The organism is Streptomyces sp. NPDC045695, assembly GCF_056432025.1.
Window position 1 is genome coordinate 363,921 of sequence record NZ_JBWKJU010000003.1, and the last position, 25,417, is coordinate 389,337.

Sequence of the window (25,417 nt, forward strand, 5' to 3'; positions counted from 1 at the left end):
ACCCCCGTACACGAACGGGAGTTGGACCGGGCCGCGCCGACCGCAGGTCCAGGGCGCGGCGGCCGCCGACCACCCCGAGGCGATTTCGGCCGTACGCCGGAAACCCGCGATACGTCACGGATGTCCCGCCGACACTGGCACCGGACGTTCCGCTGCATGTTCGTGTGCGTGTCCCTCGACGAAGAGGATGGAATGACGTGACTTCAGCCGCCCAGCCCCCCTTTTCCCAGCCCTCCTCCCAGCCCTCCTCCTCCCCGTATCCCTTCTCCCTGTATCCCGAACTCGACGCGACCGCCCTCAGCGCCTTCGTCACCGCGCTCGAATGCGGCGACGTCACCGGCCTCGCCCCCGCCCGCGCCGCCGAGGTCGCCGAAGTCCGCTCCGTCGCCGTCTTCACCCGCGGCAAGGTCACCGGCGCCCACGGGGACCTCCTCGACGCCGCACTGTGGCGGCACACCGGAACCGGCCCGCGCCCGGTGATCGTCATGCCCTCGCCCTGGACCAGCCTGGGCTGGCTCCCGTACGCGGTCCAGGCCACGCTCTTCGCCCTGCGCGGCTACAACGTCCTCGCCTACTCCGCCCGCGGCTTCGGCGGCTCCGAGGGCGAGGTCGAGGTGGCGGGCGCGCTCGACATCACGGACGGCAGCCGGGCCCTGGACCACATCATCGAGCGCAGCACGGGCCCCGTGACGAAGATCGGCTTCCTCGGGGACTCGTACGGCTCCGGGATCAGCCAGCTGGTCGCCGCGCACGACACCCGCGTCCACGCCGTCGTCGCGCTCAGCACCTGGGGCGACCTCGGTGAGGCGTTCTACGAGAACTCCACCCGTCACGTCGCGGCCGTACGGGCCTTGCTCGCGGCGGCCGCGAAGGCCCGGCTGAGCCCGCAGACGCAGACGGTCTTCGACAACGTCCTCGCCAACCGCGACGTTCCGGGGACCCTGCGCTGGGCGGAGACGCGCTCGCCCTTCACCCACATCAAGGAGCTCAACCGCCGCCAGGTGCCCGTCTTCTTCTCGCACGCCTGGCACGAGACCCTGTTCCCGCCCAACCAGACCCTGAAGATGTTCAACGAACTGACGGGTCCCAAGCGCCTCGCCGTCTCCATAGGCGACCACTCCGGCCCCGAGATGACCGGCATGCTGGGCCTGCCGAACCGGATCTGGACGGACGCCCACCGCTGGTTCGACCACCACCTCAAGGACATCGACAACGGCATCGGCGACGAAGGGCAGGTCGTCGGCGAGGTCATGTGGAGCAAGACCCTCGAACCCCGCCCGACCTGGCCCTCCCTCACCGAGCACGTGGAGCGGGTGTACCTGGCGGACGACGGGGAGCTCGTCGAGGAGGCCGACGACGCGCAGGCCGGCTGGACGGCGACCGTGCTGTGCGGGGTGGACACCCCGGCGACCGTCGCCGACAAGGTCGTCGAGTCCGGGTACGCGGAGATGGCCGGCCGCCCGAAGGTCTACCCGACGGACGACATCGACCGCACCGTCGCCGCCGTGTGGGCCGCGGCGCCCGTCGCGGAGACCACCCGGCTGCGCGGCACACCGCGGCTGCGCGTGACCTACCGGGCCGCGAATCCCGGGTCGACCTTCGTCGCGTACCTCCTCGACGTGGCGCCCGAGGGCATGGCCCACCTCGTCACGCACGCCCCGTACACCGACCTCGACTCGCCGCCCGACAGCCTGGTGAGCGCGGACATCGAGCTCCAGGCGACGGCGTACGACGTGCCGCGCGGGAACCGGCTGATGCTGGTCATCGACGCCCGCGATCCGTTCTACGGCGACGCCAACCTGCCGCGCGCGACCCTGGCGTTCACCTCGCCGGAGGCGACGCCCTCGTACCTGGACCTGCCGCTCGGCTGAGGAGGTACACCCGCCCACCGTCCCCCGTGGGCGGCGGGCGGGCGTACGGCTCTCAGGGGCGGCGGGCGAAGTCCATCGTCCAGTTGTGGATCCAGGTGGCGCCCTCGTCGAGCGAGAAGAACTGCTCCCAGCGCGGCGACTCCCCCGGCGCCGTCCCCGACCACACGAACCGCACGCGGACGGCCTTCCCGGCATGCGTGTCCTCCCCTTCGAAGACCCCGCGCCCGCCGTCGAACCGGCCGGTGACGGGCGGGAAGAGCGTCCCGGTCCGCCGGCTCGACCAGTACAGCGACCACTCCTCGCGCTCCCAGTCGAAGAGGCGCAGCGTGAGCCCGCCGAAGCCCTTCGTCGGGAAGTCGATCTCGTCGAAGCTGGCGCCGCCGTCGAAGTGGCGCGAGGCGCGGGACACGGCCGGGAACTCCTCCCACGCGCTGTCCGCGTCGAGGAAGTCGGTGCGCCAGCGGTTGGTCACGTCCCACGTGCCGACCAGGAAGTCGAATTCGTTCATGCGAGGACGGTAGGAGCACTCCACTGACATCCTGTGTCAGTGAAGTCGAGCCGCCTGCTGTCGATCCTGCTCCTGCTCCAGACCCGGGGCCGGATGACCGCAGCCGAGCTCGCGCAGGAGCTGGAGGTGTCGGTCCGTACGGTCTACCGGGACGCGGAGGCGCTGGCCGCCGCGGGCGTACCGCTGTACGGGGACGCCGGGCACAGCGGCGGCTACCGGCTGCTCGCCGGCTACCGCACCCGCCTGACGGGGCTCAGCGCGGGCGAGGCGGAGGCGCTGTTCCTGACCGGGATGCCGGGCGCCGCGGCCGAACTGGGCCTCGGTCCGGCCCTGTCGGCGGCCCAGCTGAAGCTGCGGGCGGCGCTGCCGGCCGAACTGCGGGCGCAGGCCGATCGGATGAGGCTGCGCTTCCACCTGGACGCGCCGGGCTGGTACGCGGAGCACGAGGAGACCCCGTACCTCGCGCAGGTCGCCGACGCGGTGTGGCGGGGCCGGGTGATCGAGGTGCGCTACCGGCGCTGGAAGGAGCCGAGGGAGGTCGGCCGCCTCCTCGCCCCGTACGGGCTGGTCCTGAAGGCGGGCCGCTGGTACCTGGTCGCGGGGCCCGCCGACGGGCAGCCGCAGCCGCGCACCTACCGGGTGGACCAGATCCTCTCGGTCACCGAGACGGCCCGCTCGGCGCAACTCCCCAACGGCTTCGACCTGGCGACCCACTGGCGGCGGACCCAGGCCGACTTCCACGCACGGCTCCACCCGGAGGAGGCGCTGGTACGCCTCTCCCCGCGGGCCGCGGCCCAGCTGACCGGCGCCCAGGCCCGCGCCCTGACCTCCACGGGCGAACCGGACCCGGACCTGCCGGGCTGGACGCGCGCGGTGCTCCCGATCGAGTCGCAGTCCCGGGCGGAGGCCCAGTTCCTCGCCCTGGGCGCGGAAGCCGAGGTCCTCTCCCCACCGGCCCTGCGCACCCGCATCCGCACCACCCTGACGGCGATGACGACCCGCTACGGCTGAACCGCCGGCTGGCGGAGGCTGTGGCGGCTCCGGCTCCGGCTGCGGCTGCGGCTGCGGCTGCGGCTGCGGCTGCGGCTGCGGCTGCGCAGGCCTCAGCCGATGTCCACGTTCACCGCTTCGTAGATCTTCGGCTCGACCCTCGGCATGCCGCTTTCCTGGAAGACCGTCGCCGCCTTCTCCATGAACGCCGTGAAAGCCTCCTTCGACTCCCAGAGGTCGACCACGAGCCAGCCGCCGTCCGCCGGGGCCCCCGCGTGGGAGATGAAGCCCTCCGCCGGCCACCACGGCGCCGCGCGGAGGTTCGCGTGGTTGAGCTCGTACTGCTCCTTGGTGACGCCCGGCAATTCGACGATGGCGATGATGGCCACGGTGCTGCTCCCGTGAGGTCGAAGGATGGGGGAAACGCCCTCAGCCAAGCAGTGCGCCCCACCCTGCGCACGGCGGCACGAGCCGACCGGGCTACCCCGCACGGCCCACCCGGCTGCGCCCTGCGTGAAGATGCCCTCATGAGCAGAGAGACGGACGAGGTGGGCCAGGCCATCGCGGGCGAGTTGCGTCTGATGGACCCGTGTGTGCGCGTGTCCCGGTCGCTGGTTGAAGAGCTCCTCGACCCGGACTTCGTCGAGGTCGGCGCCTCGGGCCGGCGCTGGACGTACGAGGACATGCTGGCCGCCCTCCCGGAGATGGACGGCGCGTCGCAGGACGGCCCGCGCTACGAGCCGTCGGGGATGACCGGTGTCGTGCTGGCGCCCGGGGTGGTGCACCTGACCTACGAGACCACGATCGGCGGACACCGGGCACGGCGCAGTTCGCTCTGGCGCGAGCGGAGTGCGGGCACGGGGTGGCGGATGTACTACCACCAGGCCACCCCCGTACCGCCCGCGGGCAGCTGACCGCGCCGCCCGGGGCCGAAGGGCGGCCGCGGATCCCTCAGGCGGCCTTCTTGCGCATCTGGGACCGCACCGCGCCCATGCTCGCCGCGATCACGAGGGCGATGGCCAGGGCGTCCAGTGCCGACATGGCCTGGTGGAGGACGAGGAAGCCCGCGGTGGCCGCGATGGCCGGCTCCAGGCTCATCAGGATCGCGAAGGTCGGGGCCGGCATGCGCCGCAGGGCGAGCAGCTCCAGCGTGTAGGGCAGGACGGAGGACAGTACGGCCACGCCGACGCCCAGCGCGAGGGTGCCGGGGACGAGGAGGGCCGAGCCCGCCTGGGCGACGCCGAGGGGCAGGGACAGGACCGCGGCCACCGCCATCGCCAGGGCCAGGCCGTCCGCTTGCGGGAAGCGGCGGCCCGTACGCGCGCTGAAGACGATGTACGCCGCCCACATCGCGCCCGCCCCCAGCGCGTAGGCCGCGCCCAGCGCGTCGAGGGAGCCGAAGCCGAGGCCGCCCCCGCCGTGTCCGGAGAGCAGGACCACGCCGCCGAGGGCGAGGCCGGCCCAGAGCACGTTCACCAGCCGCCGGGAGACGACGACGGAGAGCGCGAGCGGCCCGAGGACCTCCAGGGTGACGGCCGGGCCGAGCGGGATCCGGTCGATGGCCTGGTAGAAGAGTCCGTTCATGCCGGCCAGCGCGAGGCCGAAGGCGAGCACCGTGCCCCAGTCGGAGCGGGAGTAGCCGCGGACCTTGGGGCGGCACAGGAGCAGCAGCACGACCGCGGCTGCCGTCAGCCGCAGGGTGACCACCCCCGCCGCCCCGGCCCTCGGCATGATCATGACCGCGAGGGCGGCGCCGAACTGCACCGAGATCCCCGCCGAGATCACCAGCGCGACCGGCCCGAACCGGGCCGCCGCACTCCCTGCGGGCGGCTCGGCGAGGGGAGCCGCGGCCGACGCGGACACGGTCGGGGCCGTGGCCGGGGCCGGGGTCGTGGCCGACGAGGGGGCGGGAGGTGCGGTCATTTCTCCAGATTACGGGTCCGTAAGGAGTCCTTCCGCTTACGTTGCCTTACATGTTCGCTACGGCTTCGTGTCGGTCAGGCCTTCCCCGAGACCCGGGCGCAGGTGCGACGCGTCTCATCCGGTGGACGCGCTCACAGCGGCCCGACCAGGACCCGATACGCTCCGCTCGTGGCTGAGATCCAGATTCCCGCTGACATCAAGCCCGCCGACGGACGCTTCGGCGCGGGCCCCTCCAAGGTGCGGACCGAGGCGCTGGACGCCCTCGCCGCCACCGGTACCTCCCTGCTCGGAACCTCACACCGGCAGGCTCCGGTCAAGAACCTGGTCGGCTCGGTCCGCCAGGGCGTCCGGGACCTCTTCTCCCTCCCCGAGGGCTACGAGGTGATCCTGGGCAACGGCGGCTCCACCGCCTTCTGGGACATCGCGACCGCCGGTCTGATCGAGCGGAAGTCCCAGCACCTCACCTTCGGCGAGTTCTCCTCCAAGTTCGCCACGGCCGCGAAGCTCGCGCCGTGGCTGGACGCGCCGTCCGTGATCTCCTCCGAGCCGGGCACGCACCCCGAGCCGGTGGCCGAGGAGGGCGTGGACGTGTACGCGTACACGCACAACGAGACCTCGACGGGTGTCGCCGCGCCGGTCAAGCGCGTCGCGGGCGCGGACGCCGGGTCGCTCGTCCTGGTGGACGCGACCTCGGGCGCGGGCGGTCTGCCGGTGGACATCACCGAGTCGGACGTCTACTACTTCGCGCCGCAGAAGTCCTTCGCCTCGGACGGCGGCCTGTGGCTGGCGGCCTTCTCCCCGGCCGCCCTGGAGCGCGCCGCACGCGTGCACGCCTCCGGCAGCCGGCACATCCCCGAGTTCTTCTCGCTGCCGACGGCGATCGACAACTCGCTGAAGAACCAGACCTACAACACCCCGGCGCTGGCGACCCTCTTCCTGCTGAACCAGCAGCTGGAGTGGATGAACAGCCAGGGCGGTCTGGAGTTCACCACCGGGCGTACGGCGGCCAGCGCGCGCAACCTGTACGGCTGGGCCGAGGCGTCGAAGTACGCGACCCCGTTCGTCGCGGACGCCGACAAGCGCTCCGCCGTCATCGGCACGATCGACTTCTCCGACGACATCGACGCGGCGGCCGTCGCCAAGGTGCTGCGCGCCAACGGCATCGTGGACACCGAGCCGTACCGCAAGCTCGGCCGCAACCAGCTCCGCATCGCGATGTTCCCGGCGATCGACCCGGCGGACGTGCAGGCGCTGACCGCCTGCATCGACTACGTGATCGAGAAGCTCTGACCGCAGGCTGTGGCTGAAGGGTCTGACCGCACGCTCTGACCTCACGCTCCTGAGCCCCCGCGACCCGCCGTCGCCGGGGGCTCAGTCGTCCGCCGGTGGGGTCGTCTGCGCTCACCTCCCGGGCGGGACCCGGCTCTCCAGGCGGTACCTTCAGGACGTTCGGGCAGTTCGGGGCCCGGCGATCCGTGAAGGCACAGCTTGGAGGCAGCGGCGTGAGCGTGCGAGTGACGGCGGCACAGAGCGGCGTGGACCCCTTCGGCACGGCCCGGCTTCGGCGCGGGGTGCTCGATGCCTGGGGCGCGGGCCCGGCCCGTTTCCGCGAGGACGCCAACGCCGAGGAGGACCTGGCGCTCGGCGGCTACCGGGACCGGCTCGTCGTCGAGCTGGCACAGAACGCCGCCGACGCCGCGGCCCGGGCCAAGGTGCCCGGCCGGCTGCGGCTCACCCTGCACCCCGGTCCGGGCGACCGCGGGCAGGCGCTGCTAGCCGTCGCCAACACCGGTGCCCCGCTGGACGCGACGGGCGTGGAGTCGCTGAGCACCCTGCGCGCCTCCGCCAAGCGGGAGTCCGCGGACGACAGCGTCGGCCGCTTCGGCGTCGGCTTCGCCGCCGTCCTGGCCGTCTGCGACGAGCCCGCGGTGCTCGGCCGCCACGGCGGGGTCCGCTGGTCCCTGGCCGAGGCCCGCGAGCTGGCCCGGGACGCCGCCGTCGGCAGCCCCGGCCTCGGCGACGAACTGCGCCGCCGCGACGGGCACGTGCCGCTGCTGCGGCTCCCGCTGCCCGCCGAGGGCAGCGCCCCCGAGGGCTACGACACCGTCGTGGTCCTCCCGCTGCGCGACGCCGCCGCCGAGGACCTGGCCGAGCGGCTGCTGACCAGCATCGACGACGCCCTGCTGCTCACCCTGCCCGGACTGCGCGAGGTCGTGGTGGAGACCCCGGCCGGCGGCACCCGCACGCTCCAGCGCCGTGACGAGGGCCCGTACACCGTCATCGAGGACACCACCGCCACCGGCACGCGCACCAGCCGCTGGCGCACCGTCCGTCACGGCGGCCCCATCGAGCGGGCGCTGCTCGCCGACCGGCCCGTGGAGGAGCGGCTGCGGCCCGCCTGGGCGGTGTCCTGGTCCGTGCCCGTCGACGACGACGGCGCCCCGCTGCGCCCGGCCACCGCGCCCGTGGTGCACGCGCCGACCCCCACCGACGAGCCGCTGGGCATCCCGGCGCTGCTCATCGCGACCCTGCCGCTGGACACCACCCGCCGGCACCCCGCGCCGGGGCCGCTGACCGACTTCCTCGTGGAGCGGGCGGCCGACGCGTACGCCGAACTCCTCGGCTCCTGGGACCCCGTCAGCACCGGTCTCGTGGACCTGGTCCCCGGCCCGCTCGGCAAGGGCGAACTGGACGGGGCGCTGCGCGCCGCCGTGCTGCAGCGCCTGCCCCGTACGGCGTTCCTCGCACCGGCCGCCCCGCCCGAGCACGCGGAAGAGCGGGCCGCCCTGCGCCCCTTCGAGGCCGAGGTGGTGGAGGGCGCGGGCGCCGACACCGTACGCGTCCTGGCCGAGGTCCTGCCGACGCTGCTGCCGGCGGGCCTGGAGCGCCGCGCCGAGCTGCGCACCCTGGGCGTGGGCCGGCTCCCCCTCGGCGACGCCATCGAGCGGATCGCGGGCATCGAGCGGACCCCCGAGTGGTGGTACCGGCTCTACGACAGCCTCGCCGGGGTGGACCCCGACCGGCTGTCCGGGCTGCCCGTACCGCTCGCCGGGGACCCTTCCCAGGCCGGAGGCCCCGGGGGAGTCCGTACCACGATCGGGCCGCGCCACGTCCTGCTCCCGTACGCCGAGACGCCCGCGGACCTGGCCCGCCTCGGGCTGAAGGTGGCCCACCCGGACGCGGCGCACCCGCTGCTGGAGAAGCTCGGGGCCCTCCCCGCCACGCCGCGGGCCATCCTGACCACCCCGCAGGTGCGGGCGGCGGTGGCCGCCTCCCTCGACGCCGGGGAGATCTGGGACGAGGACGCGGACACCCTGGACGCCGACGAGCTGGCCGAGGTGGTCCTGGGGCTGATCCGCGACGCCGACCTGGCCCCGGGCGACGAGCCCTGGCTGGGTGCGCTGGCCCTTCCCGACGAGGACGGCGAACTGACCCCGGCGGGCGAACTCCTCCTTCCGGGCAGCCCCCTGGCCTCCGTCATCCGGGAGGACGAGGTCCCGTACGTGGACGCCGAGCTGGCCGCCCGCTGGGACGCGGACACCCTCACCGCCTGCGGGGTCCTCGCCACCTTCCAGCTGGTCCGCGCCACCGACGTCGTCCTGGACCCGGACGAACTGGAGCCGCGCGAGGGGGACTTCGCCGAGCCCGACGACGCCGGTCTGCTGGACGCGGTGGACGTGTGGTGCGAGGACGTACTGGACCAGCTCCCCGACACCCCGGTCCCCCCGGTGGCCACGGAACTCATCGCGGTCCGCGACCTCGACCTGGTCGACGACCACTGCTGGCCCCAGGCCCTGGCGATGCTGGCACAGCCGCCGCTGCGCGACGCCCTGACCCAGCCCGTACGGATCCTCCTCCCGGACGGCACCATGCAGTCGGTGCGCCCGTACACCGCCTGGTGGCTGCGCGACCACCCGGTGCTCGACGGCCGCCGCCCGGCCGGGCTGCGCGCCGCGGGCGGCGACCCGCTGCTGGAGGGCCTCTACACCTCGGCGGACGCCACGGGCTTCGAGGACGAGCAGGTCCTGCGGGCCCTGGGCGTACGGACGACCGTGGCGGCCCTGCTGGACGAGCCCGGCGGCGCGGCCGAACTGCTGGCCCGGCTGGCCGACCCGGACCGCGAGGTGACGGACCGGCAGCTGCACGGCCTGTACGGAGCTCTGGCCGATCTGGACCCGGAGCAGGTCACCCTGCCCGACGAGCTGCGTGCGGTGGTGGACGGCGAGGTGCTCGTGGTGGACGCGGCCGAGGCGGTCATCGCGGACGCCCCGGACCTGCTGCCGCTGACGGCGGGCCTGCCCCTGCTGCCCGTCAGCCCGTCGCGTGCGGCGGACCTCGCGGACCTGCTCCAGGTGCGGCGCCTGTCGGAGACGGTCCCGGCGGAGGTGAGCACGCCGGGCGAGGAGCACGAGGTCCCGGAGTCGGTCCGTGTGCTGCTGGGCCCGGCCACTCCGGCCACCTACGTCGAGCACGAGGAACTGATCGCGGGCGGCATCGAATTGGACTGGCGCCGCACCCCGGACGGCACCGTGCACGCCGCCACCCTGGAGGGCGTCGCGGCGGGCCTGGCCTGGTCGGCGCGCCAGTGGCCCCGCCGCTTCGAGGTCGCGGCCCTCCTGGAGGACCCGTCCCGGACCGGTGAACTGGCCCGGGACCGGTGGTTCGACTAGGCCGTCTCTGCCGGATCTCGCCGGGCCCGCGCCGCGCGGCCTAACCGACGAGATCCGAAAGAGACGACCTAAGCCAGGGGTCAGGCCCTGACCAGGGGCGCCAGGTGCGGGCGTTTGGCCGTGCGGCCGTCGCCGGAGGAGCGGCCGCGCAGGCGGCGGCCCAGCCAGGGGCCGAGGAACGCGGCCGCCCAGCGCAGTTCGGCCGTGACGGCAGTGACGGCCGAGCGGCCGGCGGGGGTGTCCGCGGGCGGCAGGGGCAGCGTCCAGCTGTCGTCGCTGCCGGGCAGGCCGACGGCGTGGGCGAGGGCCGCGGCGATCCGTTCGTGGCCCAGTGGGCTGGCGTGGAGCCGGTCCTCGGTCCACAGCCTCGGGTCGGTGACGATGGCCGGCCGGGCGGTTTCGGCGACGCTGACGCCGTGGCGGGCCGCGGCGGCGCGGATGCGGGTGTTGAGCTCGTGCACGCGGGGCCCCACGGGCCGGGCCAGGGGCACGATCCGGCTCAGGTCGGGAAAGGTCACGGTCGCCACGTGGACCCCGGCGGCGGTGAGTTCCGCGAACATCGCCTCCAGGTGCCCGACGACCTCCGCCGCGTCGAACCGGGGCCGGAGCACGTCGTTGACGCCGGCGACGACGGTGGCCAGGTCGGGGCGCAGCGCCAGGGCGGGGCCGAGCTGTTCGGCGCGGACCTGACCGGCGAGGCGTCCCCGTACGGCCAGATTGGCGTACTGGAGCCCGGGGTTGGCGGCCGTCAGGTGCTCGGCGAAGCGGTCGGCGAAGCCGCGCAGGCCCAGGGTGTCGTCCCCGTCGCCGAGGCCCTCGGTCTGGCTGTCGCCCAGGGCGACGTACCGCAGGTATTCACCCGTGGCCATGGTCGGTCCGCCTCTCCCTCAAGATGGCCGCGGTGCGGCGGCACCAGTCCCGGTGGCCCTCTTCGAAGGCCAGTCCGCGCAGGCCGGTCAGGTATCCGCCGATCCGCTCACCCCGGCGCAGGAACTCCTCCTCGTCGACGTCGCCGCGCATCTTGCGCAGGACCTTGCCGAGGAGCTCGATCTTGGCGTCGGCCGCGGCCGCCCGCTCTTCGAGCTGTTCGATCACCGCCGCGCTGCCGATGCGGTCGGCGTTCTGCACCTTGACGAGGAGGTCGTCCCGGATGACCGGGGGTTTCGACGGGGCCGTGGCGAACGCCTCCAGCTCGGCGCGGCCGGAGCCGGTGACCTGGAAGAGGCGTTTGTTGGGCCGGCCCTCCTGGACCACCTGGCGGCCCGCGACCAGTCCTTCCTTCTCCAGCTTGGCCAGTTCGGCGTAGAGCTGCTGGGGGGAGGCGTGCCAGAAGTTGGAGACGCCGATGCCGAAGGACTTCGCCAGCTCGTATCCGCTGTACTCGGCGTCCAGCAGCGCCGCCAGTACCGCATGTCGCAAGGCCATCGCCGCGGCCCCTTCCTTTTCCTCGTCCGCTCTCGCATCATACTCATGAAACTGACTAGTCAATTCCTTGACTATGACCGGACCGCACGCCCACCCGCACACATGCATGCACGCCAGGAGGAGCCATGGAGACCGCCGACCGCTTCCGCGCCGCCGTGGAGAAGCGCGATCTCGCCGCGCTGGAAGACCTGTTCACCGAGGACATCCGCTTGTACAGCCCGGTGAAGTTCACGCCGTTCGAGGGCCGGCCCATGGTGATGGGGCTCTTCGGGGTCCTGCTGCGCGTCTTCGAGGACCTGCGCTACGTCGGCCACTTCGAGGGGACGGCCGAGACGAGCACCGACCCCGCGCAGACCCCGTCGACGATCCTGCCCTTCCGGGCCACCGTGGACGGCAAGCAGATCCACGGCATCGACCTGCTCCAGTTCGACGAGGAGGGCCGGGTCAAGGAGTTCACCGTGATGGTCCGCCCGCAGTCCGCCGTGCAGGCCCTGGGCCAGGCCGTCCTCGCGGGCCTGACCGCCGACGGCCTCGTCTGAACCTTTACGGAGACGGCCTAGGCGGGGAACCTGCGGTCGACCCATCGGAACGTGAACTCGATCAGGGCCGCCGCGCCCGCCGCGATGGCCACCGCGATCCACGGCATCGTGGCACCCTCCAGCTTGAGCTGGAAGAACTCCTGGAGCCACGGCACGACGAGGACGATCAGGAACGCGCCGCCCATCGCCCCGACCAGCCCCACCCGCCACCACGTGTACGGGCGGGCGATGATCGCCAGCACCCACATCGAGGTGAGGAAGAGGGCCAGCGTGGCCGCGCTCGTCTCCGCTGTGAGGGAGTCGGGTCCCGTGTAGTGGGCGCGGGCGAGCAGGTACGTCACGAAGGTGGCGGTCGCCGCGATCACGCCGCCCGGGATCGCGTACCGCATGACCCGTCTCACGAAGTGCGGCCGCGCGCGCTCCTTGTTGGGGGCCAGGGCCAGGAAGAAGGCCGGGACGCCGATGGTGAGCGTGGACAGCAGGGTCAGGTGGCGGGGCAGGAACGGGTACTCGACCTGCGAGCAGACCACGAGGATGGCGAGCAGCACCGAGTAGACGGTCTTGGTGAGGAAGAGGGTCGCCACCCGGGTGATGTTGCCGATGACCCGGCGGCCCTCGGCGACCACCGAGGGGAGCGTCGAGAAGCTGTTGTCGAGGAGGACGATCTGGGCGACCGCCCGGGTGGCCTCCGAGCCGGAGCCCATGCTCACCCCGATGTCGGCGTCCTTGAGGGCGAGCACGTCGTTGACGCCGTCGCCCGTCATCGCGACGGTGTGGCCCTTGGACTGGAGGGCGCCGACCATGTCCCGCTTCTGCTGCGGGGTCACGCGCCCGAAGACGGCGTTCTCGTCGAGTACCCGGGCCATGTCCGCCTGCTCGGAGGGCAGTTTCCGCGCGTCCACGGTGTTCTCCGCGCCCGGTAGTCCGAGTTTGCCGGCGACCGCGCCGACGGAGACCGCGTTGTCGCCGGAGATGACCTTCGCCCTGACGTCCTGGTCCTCGAAGTAGCGCAGCGTCTCGCCGGCGTCGGGGCGCAGCCGCTGTTCCAGGACGACCAGGGCGGTCGGGCGGACCCCGGTGGCCACGGCCTCGTCGTCCAGTTCGCGCCCGGAGCGGGCCAGCAGCAGGACCCGCAGGCCCTGCTCGTTGAGCTCGTTCATCTCCTCCAGGGCCGGGTCCCCGGCGGGGAGCAGCACGTCGGGGGCGCCGAGCAGCCAGGTGTTGTTCTCGCCGTCGCCCTCGCTGAAGCTGGCGCCGCTGTATTGGCGGGCGGAGGAGAAGGGCAGCGACTCGGTGCAGCGCCACTCCGCGCTGTCGGGGTAGGCGTCGATGATCGCCTGGAGGCTGGCGTTGGGCCGGGGGTCGGACTCGCCCAGCGCCCCGAGCACCTTCTTCACGTACGCCTCCTCCGCGCCGCCGAGGGGGCGGAGCTCGGTGACGTCCATGCCGCCCTCGGTGAGGGTGCCGGTCTTGTCGAGGCAGACCACGTCGACGCGGGCGAGGCCTTCGATGGCGGGCAGCTCCTGGACCAGGCACTGTTTGCGGCCGAGCCGGATGACGCCGATCGCGAAGGCCACGGAGGTGAGGAGGACGAGCCCCTCGGGGATCATGGGGACGATGCCGCCGACGGTGCGGGCGATGGAGTCCTTGAGGTTGGAGTCCTTGACGACGAGCTGGCTGATGACGAGGCCGATGGAGGTCGGGACCATCATCCAGGTGACGTACTTGAGGATGGTGGAGATGCCGGAGCGCAGCTCGGAGTGGACGAGCGTGAAGCGGGAGGCTTCCTCGGCCAGCTGGGCGGCGTAGGCGGCGCGGCCGACCTTGGTGGCGGTGAACGCGCCGCCGCCCGCGACCACGAACGAGCCGGACATGACGAGGTCGCCGGGCTTCTTCAGGACGGGATCGGCCTCGCCCGTGAGGAGGGACTCGTCGATCTCCAGGCCGTCCGCCTCGCCGACGGTCCCGTCGACGACGACCTTGTCGCCGGGGCCGAGCTCGATGACGTCGCCGAGGACGATCTCGGAGGTGGAGATCTCGGCGGTACGGCCGTCGCGGCGCACGCTCGGTTTGGCTTCGCCGATGACGGCGAGGCCGTCGAGGGTCTTCTTGGCGCGCAGTTCCTGGATGATGCCGATGCCGGTGTTGGCGATGATCACGAAGCCGAAGAGGCTGTCCTGGATGGGCGCGACGAAGAACATGATCACCCAGAGCACGCCGATGATCGCGTTGAACCGGGTGAAGACGTTGGCGCGGATGATGTCGGCGGTGGAGCGGCTGCTGCGGACGGGCACGTCGTTGACGTCTCCGCGCGCGACGCGCTCGGCGACCTCGGCGGTACTGAGGCCCGCCGGCTTGAACCGGGGCGCGGGCGGCTGCACGGGGTGCACCGGATCGAGCTCGGCCCCCGCGTCGATGGCGGTGCCGGGGGCGCCGGCGCCGCTCGGCTCCGGCCCGTCCTGGTCGATCCTCGCCCGCTGCGTCATGGTTCCGACGGTAAGGGGGCTTCGAACGCTTCACCCGCCGAGAAGTCCGAAGATCCGACTTCAGGATGACCCGGATCGTCCCCTGGTCGGGGGCGGGGTCAGCGGCCAGCGGCCAGGCTCGCGGCCGAGGCCGGGCGCGGCTCGGCTTCGAGGGGGGCGGCTTCGAGGTGGGGCGGGGCCCCTCCGGGACGTCTCCTCGGCTCGCGAACCCTTGGCCCGGTCGGACAGGCAGCCGGCGATGGGTTCGCTCGACCTGCGGGGACGCCCCGGAGCGTCCCCGCCCCACGGCCCGTCCAGCGGTGCGGGGCGGGCCCCGTCTACGACTGCTGCGGGTCCTGCCCCGGCTGCTCGTCCCGTTCCGCCAGCGCAGCGGCCGCCGCGTGGCGCTTGAGGGCGGCGTCGCGACCCCGGACGTACCAGATGCCGATCAGGCCGAGGAAGCCGCCGGCCGCGCAGGTCCAGACCCACCACAGCTGACCGCGGTCGGCGAACCATCCGTAGAAGGGGAGCTGGACCACGAACAGGGCGAACCAGAGGATCGTGCCGCCGGTGATGGTGGCGACGATCGGGCCCTCCAGGGGCTCGGGCGCCTCGTGCTTCGGGGTCCATTTCGCCATGCCGTCAGTCTAGGCGCCCAGATCCGGGGTCTACGCGCGGAGATGGACTGCCCTTCGTTCATGTGTTCATACTGAAACGATGTGGGCGTGGCCCATTTTCTTCGTATGAACCACCCAATGAGGACCGTATGAGCACCCCCACGGCCACGGCCCCGGAACCGTCCCTCCAGGAACCCTCCGGAAGGCTGGACCGCTACTTCAAGATCTCCGAGCGCGGCTCGACCGTCGCCCGGGAGGTCCGCGGCGGCTTCGCGACCTTCTTCGCGATGGCCTACATCATCGTGCTCAACCCGATCATCCTGGGCAGCGCGAAGGACATGTACGGGCACCAGCTCGACGGCGGCCAGCTCGTCACGGCCACCGTCCTGACGGCCGCGTTCTCCACGCTCCTCATGGGTGTCATCGGCAACGTCCCGATCGCCCTGGCCGCCGGCCTCGGCGTGAACACGGTCGTCGCCCTCCAGCTCGCCCCGCGCATGAGCTGGCCCGACGCCATGGGCATGGTGGTCCTGGCCGGCCTCGTCGTGATGCTGCTGGTCGCCACCGGCCTGCGCGAGCGGGTCATGAACGCCGTCCCGCTGGGCCTGCGCAAGGGCATCGCCATCGGCATCGGCCTGTTCATCATGCTGATCGGCCTGGTCGACTCGGGCTTCGTCTCCCGCATCCCGGACGCCGCGCACACCACGGTCCCGCTCCAGCTCGGCGGCGCCGGCCACCTGGACGGCTGGCCCGTCCTGATCTTCGTCGTCGGCGTGCTGCTCACCCTGGCCCTGCTCATCCGCAAGACGCCGGGCGCGATCCTGATCTCCATCGTGGTCATGACCGTCGCCGCCGTCGTGGTCCAGCTGATCGCCAAGCTGCCCGACTCGGGCTGGGGCCTCACCGTCCCGGCCTGGCCGGGCAACCCGGTGGCCGCGCCCGACTTCGGCCTCGTGGGCGAGGTCAGCCTGTTCGGCGGCTTCGGGAAGGTCGGCGTGCTGACCGGCGCCCTCTTCGTCTTCACCGTGCTGCTGTCCTGCTTCTTCGACGCCATGGGCACCATCCTCGGCGTCGGCGACGAGGCCAAGCTGATCGACAAGAAGACCGGCGAGTTCCCCGGGATCAACCGGGTCCTGCTCGTCGACGGCCTCGCCGTCGCCTCGGGCGGCGCCACCTCCTCCTCGGCCACCACCTGCTTCGTGGAGTCCACGGCCGGGGTCGGCGAGGGCGCTCGTACGGGCCTGGCGAACGTCGTGACGGGCGGCCTCTTCGCCGTGGCGCTGTTCCTCACCCCGCTGGCGACCATGGTCCCGTCCCAGGCGGCCACGCCCGCCCTGGTGGCGGTGGGCTTCCTGATCCTGGCGGGCTCGGTCAAGGACATCGACTGGAGCGACTTCACCATCGCCGTCCCGGCCTTCCTGGCCATGGTGATGATGCCCTTCACCTACTCGATCACCAACGGCATCGGGATCGGCTTCGTGAGCTTCTGCGCCCTGCGCCTGGCGACCGGCCGGGGCCGCGGGGTCCCGGTGGCCATGTACGTGGTGTCGGCGGTGTTCGTCTTCTACTACGCGATGCCCGCCCTGGGCCTCACGTAGCCCCGCCCGGGCTCACGTCAGCCCGTAGAACTTCTCCGTCTCGTCGACGGCCGCCTTGAAGCGCTCGTCGAAGTCATCGCGAATGAGCGTCCGGACCACGTAGTCCTGGACGCTCATTCCGCGTTTGGCGGCATGGATCCGGAGCCTGTCGAGGAGCTCCCCGTCTATGCGCATGCTCAGCACATGTGTCCCCATGCCGAAAGAGTCGGGGCAGAGCGTGCGTCCGCGGGTCACTTTCCGCCGCCGACTCACCCTTACGAGTGACCGTCCCCACACCCGCGGAAACCATTCTTCCTTAGGTAGGGTAATGAGTTACTCTAAATACATGCTTGACCTCACCCATGGCGACGATGCCGGCGCCGTGAACGATCTCCGCTCCGCCGTGATGCGGCTGGGCCGACGCCTGAAGCACCAGCGCGTCGACGAATCCCTGAGCCCGACCGAGATGTCGGTCCTCGGCACCCTCGCCCGCTGCGGCCAGGCGACCCCCGGAGAGCTGGCCCGGCGCGAGCACGTCCAGCCGCCGTCGATGACTCGCATCGTCGCGTTGCTGGAGGCCAAGGGTCTGGTCACGCTGGAACCGCACCCCGACGACCGCCGCCAGAAGGTGGTCCGCCAGACGGAGGAGGCCGAAGCGATGCTCGAAGAGAGCCGCCGCAAGCGCAACGCCTTCCTGGCCGGGCTCGCGGCCGAGCTGACCGAGGACGAATGGGCCAAGCTGCGCGCGGCCGCACCCGTCCTGGAGAAGCTCGCGCACCTGTAGGAACGACGCCAGGAGGCGAACGCTTTTGAGTACGGGAACCGGAGCAGACTCCGCACCCGGCCACATATCCACCACCACTACCGCCGCGCGCACCGCGGCACCCGCGAGCCGGAACTCGATGTTCAGCTCGCTGAGGATCCGGAACTACCGGCTCTTCGCGACCGGACAGGTCGTCTCGAACACGGGCACCTGGATGCAGCGCATCGCCCAGGACTGGCTGGTCCTCTCCCTGACCGGCTCCGCCTCCGCCGTCGGCATCACCATCGCCCTGCAGTTCCTGCCGATGCTGATGTTCGGGCTCTACGGAGGCGTACTCGCCGACCGGCTGCCCAAGCGGCCCCTGCTGCTCGCCACCCAGAGCGCGATGGGCCTGACCGGCGTCGCACTCGCCGTCCTCACCCTGGCCGGACAGGTCCAGGTCTGGCACGTCTACCTCGCCGCCTTCCTGCTCGGCCTGATCACCGTCGTGGACAACCCGGCCCGCCAGACGTTCGTCCCCGAGATGGTCGGCAAGGACCAGGTGGCGAACGCGGTCAGCCTGAACTCGGCCAACTTCCAGTCCGCCCGACTGGTCGGACCGGCGATCGCCGGTGTGCTGATCACCGCCGTGGGCTCCGGCTGGGCCTTCCTGCTCAACGGCCTGTCCTTCGCCGCGCCCATCGCGGGCCTGCTCCTCATGCGCACCGCCGAGCTGCACCCGGTCGAACCCCGGCCCCGCGCCAAGGGCCAGCTGCGCGAAGGACTCCAGTACGTCGCCGGCCGGCCGGAGCTGATCTGGCCGATCGCGCTCGTCGGCTTCATCGGGACCTTCGGGTTCAACTTCCCGATCTGGCTGTCGGCGTTCGTGAGCGACGTCTTCCACGGGGACGCGGGCACGTACGGGCTCTTCAACACCCTGATCGCGGCCGGTTCCCTCGCGGGCGCCCTGCTCGCGGCCCGGCGCGGCCACTCCCGCCTGCGGCTGCTCGTGACCGCCGCCGTGCTGTTCTCGGTACTGCTGCTCGTGACGGCCCTCGCGCCCGGCTTCTGGCTGTTCGCCGCGCTGCTCGTGCCGATCGGCGTCTTCGGTCTGACGGTCAACGTCACGGCCAACTCCAGCGTGCAGATGGCCACCGACCCGGAGATGCGGGGACGGGTGATGGCCCTGTACATGATGGTCTTCACCGGCGGCACCCCGGTCGGCGCTCCGCTGCTGGGCTGGATCACGGACACGTACGGCGCGCGGGTCGGCATGGCCGCGGGCGGTCTGATCTCGCTGGCCGCGTCCGCGACGATCGCGGTGGTCCTCGCCCGGGTGGGCAACCTCCGCCTGCGGGTGGACCGGCGCGGCGTGGCCTTCGTCCCGTCGGTGCGGCCGCGGGAGCTGGTCAAGGTCGCCTGACCGAGGCCCGCCCTGCGGGGCGTGATCCAGCCCCGTCGGGGTTCGAAGGGCGGGAGGGCGGCATACGCTCGGCCCATGAGACTGTTCGCAGCCGTCCTGCCGCCCCCCGCGGCCGTCGCCGAGCTCGCTCAGGCCGTCGACCCGCTGCGCGACGACCGGCTGACGTGGACCGGGCAAGCGGCCTGGCACTTCACGCTCGCCTTCATGGGCGAGGTACGGGACGAGGTGCTCCCCGACCTCTACGCCCGTCTGGAGCGGGCCGCCCACCGCACGGAGCCCTTCGCGCTGCGGCTGCACGGCTGCGGGCACTTCGGGGACCGCGCCCTGTGGGTCGGCGCCGCCGGTGAGCTCACCGCCCTGCGGATGCTCGCCGAGCGGGCCGACGCCGCCGCGCGGCGGGCCGGGGTACCGATGGACCAGCACCGCCGGTACACCGCCCACCTCACCCTGGCCCGCAGCCGCCACGCCACCACCCCCCTCGGCCCGTACCTGGACGCCCTCGCCGGCTTCGAGGGCACCGCCTGGCAGGTCGACACCCTCAGCCTCGTCCGCAGCAACCTCCCCGTGAGCGGGGTGCCCGGCGAGCAGCCCCGCTACGAGACCGTCCAGGCCTGGCCGCTCTCCGGCTGAGTTAGGCTCGACGGGTGGATCCCAAGACCAGAAACCGTGTGATGGCCGGTGTGCTCGTGCTGATGTTCGTCGTCGTGGCCGTGGCGGCTGTCGTGGGCCAGTAACCACCGCCCGCCGCGGCCGCCCGGCGTCGCGTCCCTCACTCCGTACGCGGCGGCTGCGCCAGCAGGTCTTGCCTGGAGTGGACTCGAAGCAGTTGGCTTGTGCCTCATGAAGTACACGCAGCTCGGACGCACCGGACTCAAGGTCAGCCGACTTGTACTCGGCACGATGAACTTCGGTCCGCAGACAGACGAACCGACCAGCCACGCCATCCTGGACGCCGCCCTCGACGCGGGTCTGAACTTCGTAGACACGGCCAATGTGTACGGGTGGGGTGAGAACAAGGGCCGCACCGAGGAGATCATCGGCACCTGGTTCGCCCGGGGCGGCGGCCGGCGCGAGAAGACGGTCCTGGCCACCAAGGTCTACGGCTCCATGTCCCCCGAGGGCGAGCCCTGGCCGAACGAGGACCGGCTGTCGGCGCTCAACATCCGCCGGGCCGTCGAGGCCAGCCTCAAGCGGCTCCACACCGACCACATCGACGTCTACCAGTTCCACCACGTCGACCGCCGGACCCCCTTCGAGGAGATCTGGCAGGCCGTCGACGTACTGATCCAGCAGGGCAAGATCCTCTACGCGGGCTCGTCCAACTTCCCCGGCTACAAGATCGCCCAGGCCAACGAGACCGCGGCCCGCCGCGGGATGGTCGGCCTCGTCAGCGAGCAGTGCCTCTACAACCTCGCCGAGCGGCGGGCCGAGATGGAGGTCATACCGGCGGCCCAGGAGTACGGCCTCGGGGTCATCCCCTGGTCCCCGCTCCACGGCGGCCTGCTCGGCGGGGTCATCAAGAAGGAGGTCGAGGGCGGCCGCCGCGCCTCCGGCCGGTCCGCGGACGCGCTGGCCGACAGCACGGTACGGGCGCAGGTGCAGGCGTACGAGGACCTGCTCGACAAGCACGGCCTGGAGCCCGGCGAGGCCGCCCTGGCCTGGCTGCTGACCCGGCCGGGCGTGACGGGCCCCATCGTCGGCCCGCGCACCGCCGAGCAGCTGGAGAGTGCGCTGCGGGCGCTGGAGCTGGAGCTGAGCGAAGAGGTACTGGCCGGGCTGGACGAGATCTTCCCCGGGCCGGGGCCCTCCCCGGAGGCCTTCGCCTGGTGATCCGGTAGATCCGGTAGATCCGGTAGTACATCGGCCATCGGTCGTCGGCCGTCGCCCCTTGCGGAGGGGGCGGCGGCCTTCGCCCCCCACGGACCCTGAGGGTGCGTTACCGCGGCTGCGGCGCCGGCCGGTAGGGGCCGCCGATGCCCCACGCCTGGTGCAGCACGGCCGCGAACTCCCCCGCCAGGCGGTGTTCGCCGGAGGCGTTGGGGTGGGTGCCGTCGTAGGTGTCCCGGTGGATGTCGTACCCGGACGGGCGCGCGGCCAGCAGGATCGGCGAGGCCGCCGTCGTCAGGTCCGCGACCGCCTTCGCGAGGAGCTCGTTGAAGCGGGTGACCTCGGCGGCGAACGGCGCGTCCTTCTCGGCCCGGACGTTCGGGATGACGGGGAGCAGGACCATCCGGATACCGGGGCGGGCCTCCCGCGCGGCCGCCACGAAGCGGCGGACGTTGGCGGCGGTCTGGTCGGCGTCGGTGTAGAAGCCGAGGTCGATCAGGCCGAGGGAGACGAGCAGGACGTCGGCGCGGCCCTCGCGGGCGGCGGGCCCGACGAGGGGGGCCATGTGCTGCCAGCCCTCGCCCCAGCCCGCCAGGTGGCGGCGGGCGTGCTCCGGGAAGCCCGGGTCGGCGTACGCGTCGGAGCCCTCGTACAGCTCGCTGCGCGGGCCGACGATCCGGTGGGGGCCGGCGAAGGTCGAGCTGAGGTGCTGCCACATCCGGTAGCGCCAGGTGTAGTCGCCGGCGCGTCCGATGGTCATGGAGTCGCCGACGAACATGAAACGCATCCGGTCATCATCGCGGATGGCGCGGCGGAAGCGCCTGTGACGCCGGACACGCGGCAGGTGCTGGCAGGCTGGGGGGATGCGCCTGCCCCTGCCGCCCGCCGCCGTTACCGCTGTCGCCGCCGTCGCTGCCGTCGCCGCTGCCGTCCTCGCCCTGCCGCCGGGCGCCGCCGCCTTCGCGGCGGAGGGCGCCGGCGCCTCCTCGTTCACCATCTCCGACCCGCGGATCAAGGAGTCGAGCGGGCTCGCGGCCAGCCGGATCCATCCGGGCGTGTACTGGACGCACAACGACAGCGACGACGGCCCGTACGTCTACGCGGTGGACTCGGCTACGGGCAAGACGGTGGCCCGGGTGACGCTGACCGGGATCGGCAAGCCGCGTGACGTCGAGGCGATCTCGCTGGGGCCGGACGGGCAGCTCTACGTCGGGGACATCGGCGACAACCGCAACGGGACGTGGGACCACGTGTGGATCTACCGCTTCCAGGAGCCGAAGGCTCTGGGCGATGTCACGGTCAAGGCCACGCAGTTCACGGTGCGGTACGCGGACGGGCCGCGCAACGCCGAGGCGCTGATGGTGCATCCGGTGACGGGGCGGGTCTACATCGCGAGCAAGGACGAGAACAAGGGCGGGCTGTACGAGGGCCCCGCCGAGCTGGTGGCGGGCGACGGCGCGTCGAACGTGTTCCGCCGGGTGGCGGACGTCCCGTGGGTGACGGACGGGGCGTTCTCGCCCGACGGCGGCCAGCTGACCCTGCGCGGCTACTTCACGGCCCGCAGCTACCCGTGGAAGGACGGCCGGCCTCAGGGCGGCGGCGAGCGGGTGGACGCGCCGTGGCAGGGGCAGGCGGAGTCGGTGACGTACACCCCGGACGGGGCCGCCCTGATGTTCGGCGCGGAGGGAGAGGGCAGCCGGGTCATCGCGGTCCCGGTGACGACTCCCCCACCCTCCGCGGCCGCCCCCAAGCCGGGCTCCCCGGCGGAGCAGGCCCCCTCGCCGGAGCCGGGCGGCAGCTTCGGCAAGGGCGCGCTCGTCCTGGCCGGGGGCCTGGTCCTGGTCTTCGCCGCGAAACGGCTGTTCCGCCGGCAGTCGCGCGGCTGAATCCAGCCTCGCCGGCGTTTGAGGCGCGGGAGCCCAGGGCGGCGCCCCTCCAGCCTCGCCGGCGTTTGAGGCGCGGGGGTCCGGGGGCGGCGCCCCCGGCGGGTGGCTACTCCTCGCGGATCGGGATGTGCCCGTTGACTGCCGAACCGGCGGAGCCACCGGCGGAGCCGGGGGCCTGGTGGGCCATCGACGCCAGGAGGTGGCGGGCCACGCCCAGGCCCGTGCCGCCCATCGTCAGGGCCTTCGCGAACATCTCCGACATGCCCTCCGCCCCGTTCAGCAGGACCATGTGCTCCACGTTCCCGAAGGCGGCCGCGCCGGCCTCCACGATCGCCGGCCAGTTCTCGGCCAGCTGCTGCGCGACCACCGCCTCCTGGTTCTCCGCCAGCGCCGCGGCCCGCGCCTTGATCGCCTCCGCCTCGGCCAGCCCGCGGGCCTTCGCCGATGCCGCCTCCGCGAGGCCCCGCGCCTGCGTCGCCGCCGCCTCCGCCTCACCGGTCGCCCGGGTCGCCGTAGCCGAGGCCAGGCCGCGTGCCTCCGTGGCCGCCGCGTCGGCCGTCGCCGCCGTCGTCACCCGCGTCGCCTCGGCCGCCGCCGCGAGCTCCGTCTCCTTCGCCTTGGCCTGGGCCGCCGAGATCCGGGCGTCGCGCTCCGCCTCCGCCCGGGTCCGCGTCTCGTACGCCGCCGCGTCCGCGGGCTTGCGCACGTCCGCCTGCAGCTGCTGCTCGCGCCGGTGCGCCTCCAGCTCCGCGACCCGGGTCTCCTGGACGACGACCTCCTGGCGGGCGGCGGCCTCCGACAGCGGACCGGCCTGGCGGGCGGTCGCCGCCGCCTTGTCCCGCTCGGCCTGGTAGCCGGCCTGCAGGATCTCGCTGTCCCGCGTGGCCTCCGCCATCCGGGCGAAGGCGGCCTGTTCGGCCTCCGTGGCCAGCCGGTTCGCCTCGGCCTGCGCGATGCGCGCGTCCCGCTGCACGGCGGCCGCGTGCGGCATCGCCAGGTTCTTGATGTAGCCGGTCGGGTCCTCGATCTCGTGGATCTGGAGCGAGTCGACGATCAGGCCGAGCTTCTCCATCTCGGTACCGCAGGCCATCCGGGTCTGGCCCGTCAGCTTCTCCCGGTCGCGGATCATGTCCTCGACCGTCAAGCCGCCCACGATGGACCGCAGGTGACCGGCGAAGACGATGTGCACCCGCTCCGGCATCATCTTCTGCTGGTCCAGGAAGCGGCGGGCCGCGTTGGCGATCGACACCAGGTCGTCGCCGACCTTGAAGATCACCACGCCCTTCACGCGCAGCGGGATGCCCTGGTGGGTGACGCAGTCCACCGACAGCTGCGTCTCGTTGAGGTCCAGGGACAGTTTCCGTACCGCCTGCACCCCCGGCAGTACGAGCGTTCCGCGCCCGGTGACGATCCTGAACCCCATGCCCTGACCGAGGCCCTCGGTCTTGTGCGTGGAACCGGAGATGACGAGCGCCTCGTTCGGCTCGGCCACCCGCCACATGAGCTTGAACAGGCCGATCACGGCCGTGACTCCGGCGAGAACGATTCCCGCCACGACGCCGATGGTCATCGGCAACGCCCCCTTAGGTCAGTGCCGTTCGGCACCGATGAGGGCGAGTCTGCGCCCGCCGCGCCTCCGCGTGAAGACGCGGACCGGGTCTGTCGCGATCCTGATACGCACAGGTCGCGCGCGGCGTCAGTCGTCGTAGGCGGCCATCACGTACACGGTGCGCGGCGGCAGGTACTCGACGACCGTCACCACCGTCCCGACGGCCAGCCGGCCGGTCCCGGCGACCGGGTGGGCTAGGAAGTGCTCCGCCCCGCCCCGGATCCGCACGATGACCTCGCCGACCAGGCCCGGCCCGACCGTCCCGGTCACCCGGCCGGTCATTCCCACCATGTCCGTGTCCCCCATGGACCGAGGGTACGCGTCCCCGCCGCGCGGAAACCCGCCCGCGAGGCGCCCACGGCCCGGCCCGCACCGCCGCGCGGAGGCCCGGCCCGCGGCTACGAGTGCCCGAGGTCCGGCGCTTCGAGGTCCGCGGTCGTGACGGAACCGGTGTCCGCGGCAGTCGTGACCGGCCGCAGGGTGAACTCGTCCGAGGCCATCGAGTCGAGCACCGGCGGGGCCGGCCGCAGCGGCGCCGGCATGACGGCGGCCTCCGAGTGCCCGCCGCAGCCGTACGACAGCGACACCAGGCGGCCGTCGGCCGGGCTGAACTCGTTCGCGCACACCCCGAAGGCCTGCCCCAGCGAGCCGCCGATGGCGACGAGGAAGCCGCAGGACACGCACGACGCGGGCGCGGCCTGCGCCATCGGGGTCTTCGCGCCGAAGGCCTCGTCCCAGCGGTCGGCCGCGCTGTGCAGCCCGTACCGGGACAGCACCCGCGCGCGCCGCATGCCCAGTTCCTCGGCGACGGACGTGATGGAGCCGCGGACCGGGACCACCGTGCGGTCGGTGACGTCGGCGTCCTCGGCCTCGACCAGTTCGGCCATCTCGGCGGAGACGACCGAGTTCGGCGGCGGGGCGTCCTCGCCCGACCAGCCCGGCTCCAGCCGCAGGTCCTCGGCGTCGGTGGGCAGCAGGTCGCCCGGGCCCATGTCGCCGGGGCGCAGCCGCTCGCTCCACGGCACCCACTCGGGGGCCAGCAGCGCGTCGTCGCCCGGGAGCAGCACCGTTTCGTCGAGCGTGACGTTCTTCGCGCGGGAGGCGCGGGTCACGGTGACGGCCCAGCGCCAGCCCCGGTAGCCCGGTTCCTTGCACTCGAAGAAGTGGGTGACGACCCGGTCGCCCTCCGCGACGGCCGAGACGTGCGATCCCACCACGCCGGGGAAGGCGGCCTCCTCGGCCGCCGAGCGGGCGAGTTCTACCGCCTCGACGCACAGGCGGTCGGGGGTACGCGGGGTACGGCTTCGCGTCGTCGCAGCACTCACTGGTCTCGTTCTCTCCTACG

General features: G+C 72.7%; 24 protein-coding genes. 12 read left to right on the forward strand and 12 right to left on the reverse strand.

Annotated features, from left to right (window positions below):
* Positions 1-197: 197 nt before the first annotated feature.
* Entirely contained in the window at positions 198-1,871 is a 1,674-nt protein-coding gene (locus AC07DU_RS07965) for a CocE/NonD family hydrolase (protein WP_479110245.1), read from the forward strand.
* 52 nt (positions 1,872-1,923) lie between these two features.
* Here AC07DU_RS07965 and AC07DU_RS07970 read toward each other — a convergent pair whose 3' ends face one another.
* Positions 1,924-2,379: a hypothetical protein gene (locus tag AC07DU_RS07970; RefSeq protein ID WP_479110247.1), complete on the reverse strand. Its 456-nt coding sequence runs from the start codon at positions 2,377-2,379 to the stop codon at positions 1,924-1,926.
* A gap of 39 nt (positions 2,380-2,418) precedes the next feature.
* On the opposite strand from AC07DU_RS07970, the gene AC07DU_RS07975 reads away from it, so the two are divergent.
* Positions 2,419-3,390, forward strand: a complete 972-nt coding sequence (locus AC07DU_RS07975) for a helix-turn-helix transcriptional regulator (RefSeq protein WP_479110249.1) — start codon at positions 2,419-2,421, stop codon at positions 3,388-3,390.
* Positions 3,391-3,482: 92 nt separating this feature from the next.
* Here the strand turns inward: AC07DU_RS07975 and AC07DU_RS07980 are convergent, their stop codons facing one another.
* Positions 3,483-3,758: a hypothetical protein gene (locus AC07DU_RS07980; protein WP_360898579.1), complete on the reverse strand. Its 276-nt coding sequence runs from the start codon at positions 3,756-3,758 to the stop codon at positions 3,483-3,485.
* 138 nt (positions 3,759-3,896) lie between these two features.
* Between AC07DU_RS07980 and AC07DU_RS07985 the strand changes: the two genes are divergently transcribed.
* On the forward strand, positions 3,897-4,283 hold the full coding sequence (locus AC07DU_RS07985) for a nuclear transport factor 2 family protein (RefSeq protein WP_479110252.1): 387 nt from the start codon (positions 3,897-3,899) through the stop codon (positions 4,281-4,283).
* 37 nt (positions 4,284-4,320) lie between these two features.
* Here the strand turns inward: AC07DU_RS07985 and AC07DU_RS07990 are convergent, their stop codons facing one another.
* A complete protein-coding gene (locus AC07DU_RS07990; protein WP_479110254.1) occupies positions 4,321-5,292 on the reverse strand; it encodes an EamA family transporter in 972 nt (323 codons plus the stop codon).
* 168 nt (positions 5,293-5,460) lie between these two features.
* Here AC07DU_RS07990 and serC point away from each other — a divergent pair, with 168 nt between their 5' ends.
* Complete coding sequence (gene serC, locus AC07DU_RS07995; RefSeq protein WP_479028899.1) at positions 5,461-6,582, forward strand: phosphoserine transaminase; 1,122 nt, start codon at positions 5,461-5,463, stop codon at positions 6,580-6,582.
* Positions 6,583-6,794: 212 nt separating this feature from the next.
* Positions 6,795-9,962: a sacsin N-terminal ATP-binding-like domain-containing protein gene (locus AC07DU_RS08000; protein WP_479110256.1), complete on the forward strand. Its 3,168-nt coding sequence runs from the start codon at positions 6,795-6,797 to the stop codon at positions 9,960-9,962.
* A gap of 80 nt (positions 9,963-10,042) precedes the next feature.
* On the opposite strand, the gene AC07DU_RS08005 is transcribed toward AC07DU_RS08000, so the two are convergent.
* Together AC07DU_RS08005 and AC07DU_RS08010 are read right to left on the reverse strand one after the other, a co-directional pair.
* Positions 10,043-10,831, reverse strand: a complete 789-nt coding sequence (locus tag AC07DU_RS08005) for an SGNH/GDSL hydrolase family protein (RefSeq protein WP_479110258.1) — start codon at positions 10,829-10,831, stop codon at positions 10,043-10,045.
* Positions 10,818-11,387 carry a PadR family transcriptional regulator gene (locus AC07DU_RS08010; protein ID WP_479028905.1) on the reverse strand — a complete coding sequence of 190 codons (570 nt, stop codon included), beginning with the start codon at positions 11,385-11,387 and terminating at the stop codon, positions 10,818-10,820. Before AC07DU_RS08010 ends, AC07DU_RS08005 begins: the two co-directional genes overlap by 14 nt.
* Before the next feature lie 125 nt (positions 11,388-11,512).
* Between AC07DU_RS08010 and AC07DU_RS08015 the strand changes: the two genes are divergently transcribed.
* Positions 11,513-11,926, forward strand: a complete 414-nt coding sequence (locus AC07DU_RS08015) for a nuclear transport factor 2 family protein (RefSeq protein ID WP_360898593.1) — start codon at positions 11,513-11,515, stop codon at positions 11,924-11,926.
* Positions 11,927-11,943: 17 nt separating this feature from the next.
* On the opposite strand, the gene AC07DU_RS08020 is transcribed toward AC07DU_RS08015, so the two are convergent.
* Both AC07DU_RS08020 and AC07DU_RS08025 read right to left on the reverse strand, forming a co-directional pair.
* Entirely contained in the window at positions 11,944-14,412 is a 2,469-nt protein-coding gene (locus AC07DU_RS08020; protein WP_479110260.1) for a cation-translocating P-type ATPase, read from the reverse strand.
* 317 nt (positions 14,413-14,729) lie between these two features.
* A complete protein-coding gene (locus tag AC07DU_RS08025; protein ID WP_479110262.1) occupies positions 14,730-15,029 on the reverse strand; it encodes a DUF2530 domain-containing protein in 300 nt (99 codons plus the stop codon).
* Positions 15,030-15,157: 128 nt separating this feature from the next.
* On the opposite strand from AC07DU_RS08025, the gene AC07DU_RS08030 reads away from it, so the two are divergent.
* Positions 15,158-16,606 carry an NCS2 family permease gene (locus AC07DU_RS08030; RefSeq protein WP_453374013.1) on the forward strand — a complete coding sequence of 483 codons (1,449 nt, stop codon included), beginning with the start codon at positions 15,158-15,160 and terminating at the stop codon, positions 16,604-16,606.
* Positions 16,607-16,618: 12 nt separating this feature from the next.
* Here the strand turns inward: AC07DU_RS08030 and AC07DU_RS08035 are convergent, their stop codons facing one another.
* Positions 16,619-16,801 carry a hypothetical protein gene (locus tag AC07DU_RS08035; protein ID WP_030010567.1) on the reverse strand — a complete coding sequence of 61 codons (183 nt, stop codon included), beginning with the start codon at positions 16,799-16,801 and terminating at the stop codon, positions 16,619-16,621.
* Positions 16,802-16,931: 130 nt separating this feature from the next.
* Between AC07DU_RS08035 and AC07DU_RS08040 the strand changes: the two genes are divergently transcribed.
* The 4 genes from AC07DU_RS08040 (at position 16,932) to AC07DU_RS08055 (ending at position 20,580) form a co-directional block, all read left to right on the forward strand.
* The gene (locus AC07DU_RS08040; RefSeq protein WP_360898601.1) at positions 16,932-17,369 is read left to right on the forward strand and encodes a MarR family winged helix-turn-helix transcriptional regulator; all 438 of its coding nucleotides are present in this window, start codon (positions 16,932-16,934) and stop codon (positions 17,367-17,369) included.
* A 25-nt stretch (positions 17,370-17,394) separates the two neighbouring features.
* A complete protein-coding gene (locus AC07DU_RS08045) occupies positions 17,395-18,750 on the forward strand; it encodes an MFS transporter (RefSeq protein WP_479028910.1) in 1,356 nt (451 codons plus the stop codon).
* Positions 18,751-18,825: 75 nt separating this feature from the next.
* On the forward strand, positions 18,826-19,380 hold the full coding sequence (gene thpR, locus AC07DU_RS08050; RefSeq protein WP_479028912.1) for an RNA 2',3'-cyclic phosphodiesterase: 555 nt from the start codon (positions 18,826-18,828) through the stop codon (positions 19,378-19,380).
* 210 nt (positions 19,381-19,590) lie between these two features.
* Complete coding sequence (locus AC07DU_RS08055) at positions 19,591-20,580, forward strand: aldo/keto reductase (RefSeq protein WP_360898607.1); 990 nt, start codon at positions 19,591-19,593, stop codon at positions 20,578-20,580.
* Positions 20,581-20,686: 106 nt separating this feature from the next.
* Here AC07DU_RS08055 and AC07DU_RS08060 read toward each other — a convergent pair whose 3' ends face one another.
* Positions 20,687-21,364 (reverse strand): GDSL-type esterase/lipase family protein, encoded by a 678-nt coding sequence (locus AC07DU_RS08060; protein WP_479028913.1) that lies wholly within the window; start codon positions 21,362-21,364, stop codon positions 20,687-20,689.
* Positions 21,365-21,440: 76 nt separating this feature from the next.
* On the opposite strand from AC07DU_RS08060, the gene AC07DU_RS08065 reads away from it, so the two are divergent.
* Positions 21,441-22,463, forward strand: a complete 1,023-nt coding sequence (locus AC07DU_RS08065; protein WP_479110265.1) for a WD40 repeat domain-containing protein — start codon at positions 21,441-21,443, stop codon at positions 22,461-22,463.
* Positions 22,464-22,569: 106 nt separating this feature from the next.
* Here AC07DU_RS08065 and AC07DU_RS08070 read toward each other — a convergent pair whose 3' ends face one another.
* The 3 genes from AC07DU_RS08070 to AC07DU_RS08080 all read right to left on the reverse strand — a co-directional run bounded on the left by AC07DU_RS08070 (position 22,570) and on the right by AC07DU_RS08080 (position 25,397).
* Entirely contained in the window at positions 22,570-24,033 is a 1,464-nt protein-coding gene (locus AC07DU_RS08070; protein ID WP_479110267.1) for an SPFH domain-containing protein, read from the reverse strand.
* A gap of 126 nt (positions 24,034-24,159) precedes the next feature.
* Positions 24,160-24,378: a hypothetical protein gene (locus tag AC07DU_RS08075; RefSeq protein WP_360898615.1), complete on the reverse strand. Its 219-nt coding sequence runs from the start codon at positions 24,376-24,378 to the stop codon at positions 24,160-24,162.
* Between the two features lie 92 nt (positions 24,379-24,470).
* Positions 24,471-25,397: a DUF3027 domain-containing protein gene (locus AC07DU_RS08080; protein WP_360898617.1), complete on the reverse strand. Its 927-nt coding sequence runs from the start codon at positions 25,395-25,397 to the stop codon at positions 24,471-24,473.
* Positions 25,398-25,417 lie beyond the last annotated feature (20 nt).

Bases quoted from the DNA above. Each gene is read 5' to 3' on its own strand.
- AC07DU_RS08055 (WP_360898607.1), top strand. From the start codon at position 19,591: ATGAAGTACACGCAGCTCGGACGCACCGGACTCAAGGTCAGCCGACTT.
- AC07DU_RS08010 (WP_479028905.1), bottom strand. From the start codon at position 11,387: ATGGCCTTGCGACATGCGGTACTGGCGGCGCTGCTGGACGCCGAGTAC.
- AC07DU_RS08070 (WP_479110267.1), bottom strand. From the start codon at position 24,033: ATGACCATCGGCGTCGTGGCGGGAATCGTTCTCGCCGGAGTCACGGCC.
- AC07DU_RS08015 (WP_360898593.1), top strand. From the start codon at position 11,513: ATGGAGACCGCCGACCGCTTCCGCGCCGCCGTGGAGAAGCGCGATCTC.
- AC07DU_RS08075 (WP_360898615.1), bottom strand. From the start codon at position 24,378: ATGGGGGACACGGACATGGTGGGAATGACCGGCCGGGTGACCGGGACG.
- AC07DU_RS08035 (WP_030010567.1), bottom strand. From the start codon at position 16,801: ATGGGGACACATGTGCTGAGCATGCGCATAGACGGGGAGCTCCTCGAC.
- AC07DU_RS07985 (WP_479110252.1), top strand. From the start codon at position 3,897: ATGAGCAGAGAGACGGACGAGGTGGGCCAGGCCATCGCGGGCGAGTTG.
- AC07DU_RS08040 (WP_360898601.1), top strand. From the start codon at position 16,932: ATGCTTGACCTCACCCATGGCGACGATGCCGGCGCCGTGAACGATCTC.
- AC07DU_RS08065 (WP_479110265.1), top strand. From the start codon at position 21,441: ATGCGCCTGCCCCTGCCGCCCGCCGCCGTTACCGCTGTCGCCGCCGTC.
- AC07DU_RS07990 (WP_479110254.1), bottom strand. From the start codon at position 5,292: ATGACCGCACCTCCCGCCCCCTCGTCGGCCACGACCCCGGCCCCGGCC.
- AC07DU_RS07970 (WP_479110247.1), bottom strand. From the start codon at position 2,379: ATGAACGAATTCGACTTCCTGGTCGGCACGTGGGACGTGACCAACCGC.
- AC07DU_RS08020 (WP_479110260.1), bottom strand. From the start codon at position 14,412: ATGACGCAGCGGGCGAGGATCGACCAGGACGGGCCGGAGCCGAGCGGC.
- AC07DU_RS08025 (WP_479110262.1), bottom strand. From the start codon at position 15,029: ATGGCGAAATGGACCCCGAAGCACGAGGCGCCCGAGCCCCTGGAGGGC.
- AC07DU_RS08005 (WP_479110258.1), bottom strand. From the start codon at position 10,831: ATGGCCACGGGTGAATACCTGCGGTACGTCGCCCTGGGCGACAGCCAG.
- AC07DU_RS08030 (WP_453374013.1), top strand. From the start codon at position 15,158: ATGAGCACCCCCACGGCCACGGCCCCGGAACCGTCCCTCCAGGAACCC.
- thpR (WP_479028912.1), top strand. From the start codon at position 18,826: ATGAGACTGTTCGCAGCCGTCCTGCCGCCCCCCGCGGCCGTCGCCGAG.
- AC07DU_RS08060 (WP_479028913.1), bottom strand. From the start codon at position 21,364: ATGCGTTTCATGTTCGTCGGCGACTCCATGACCATCGGACGCGCCGGC.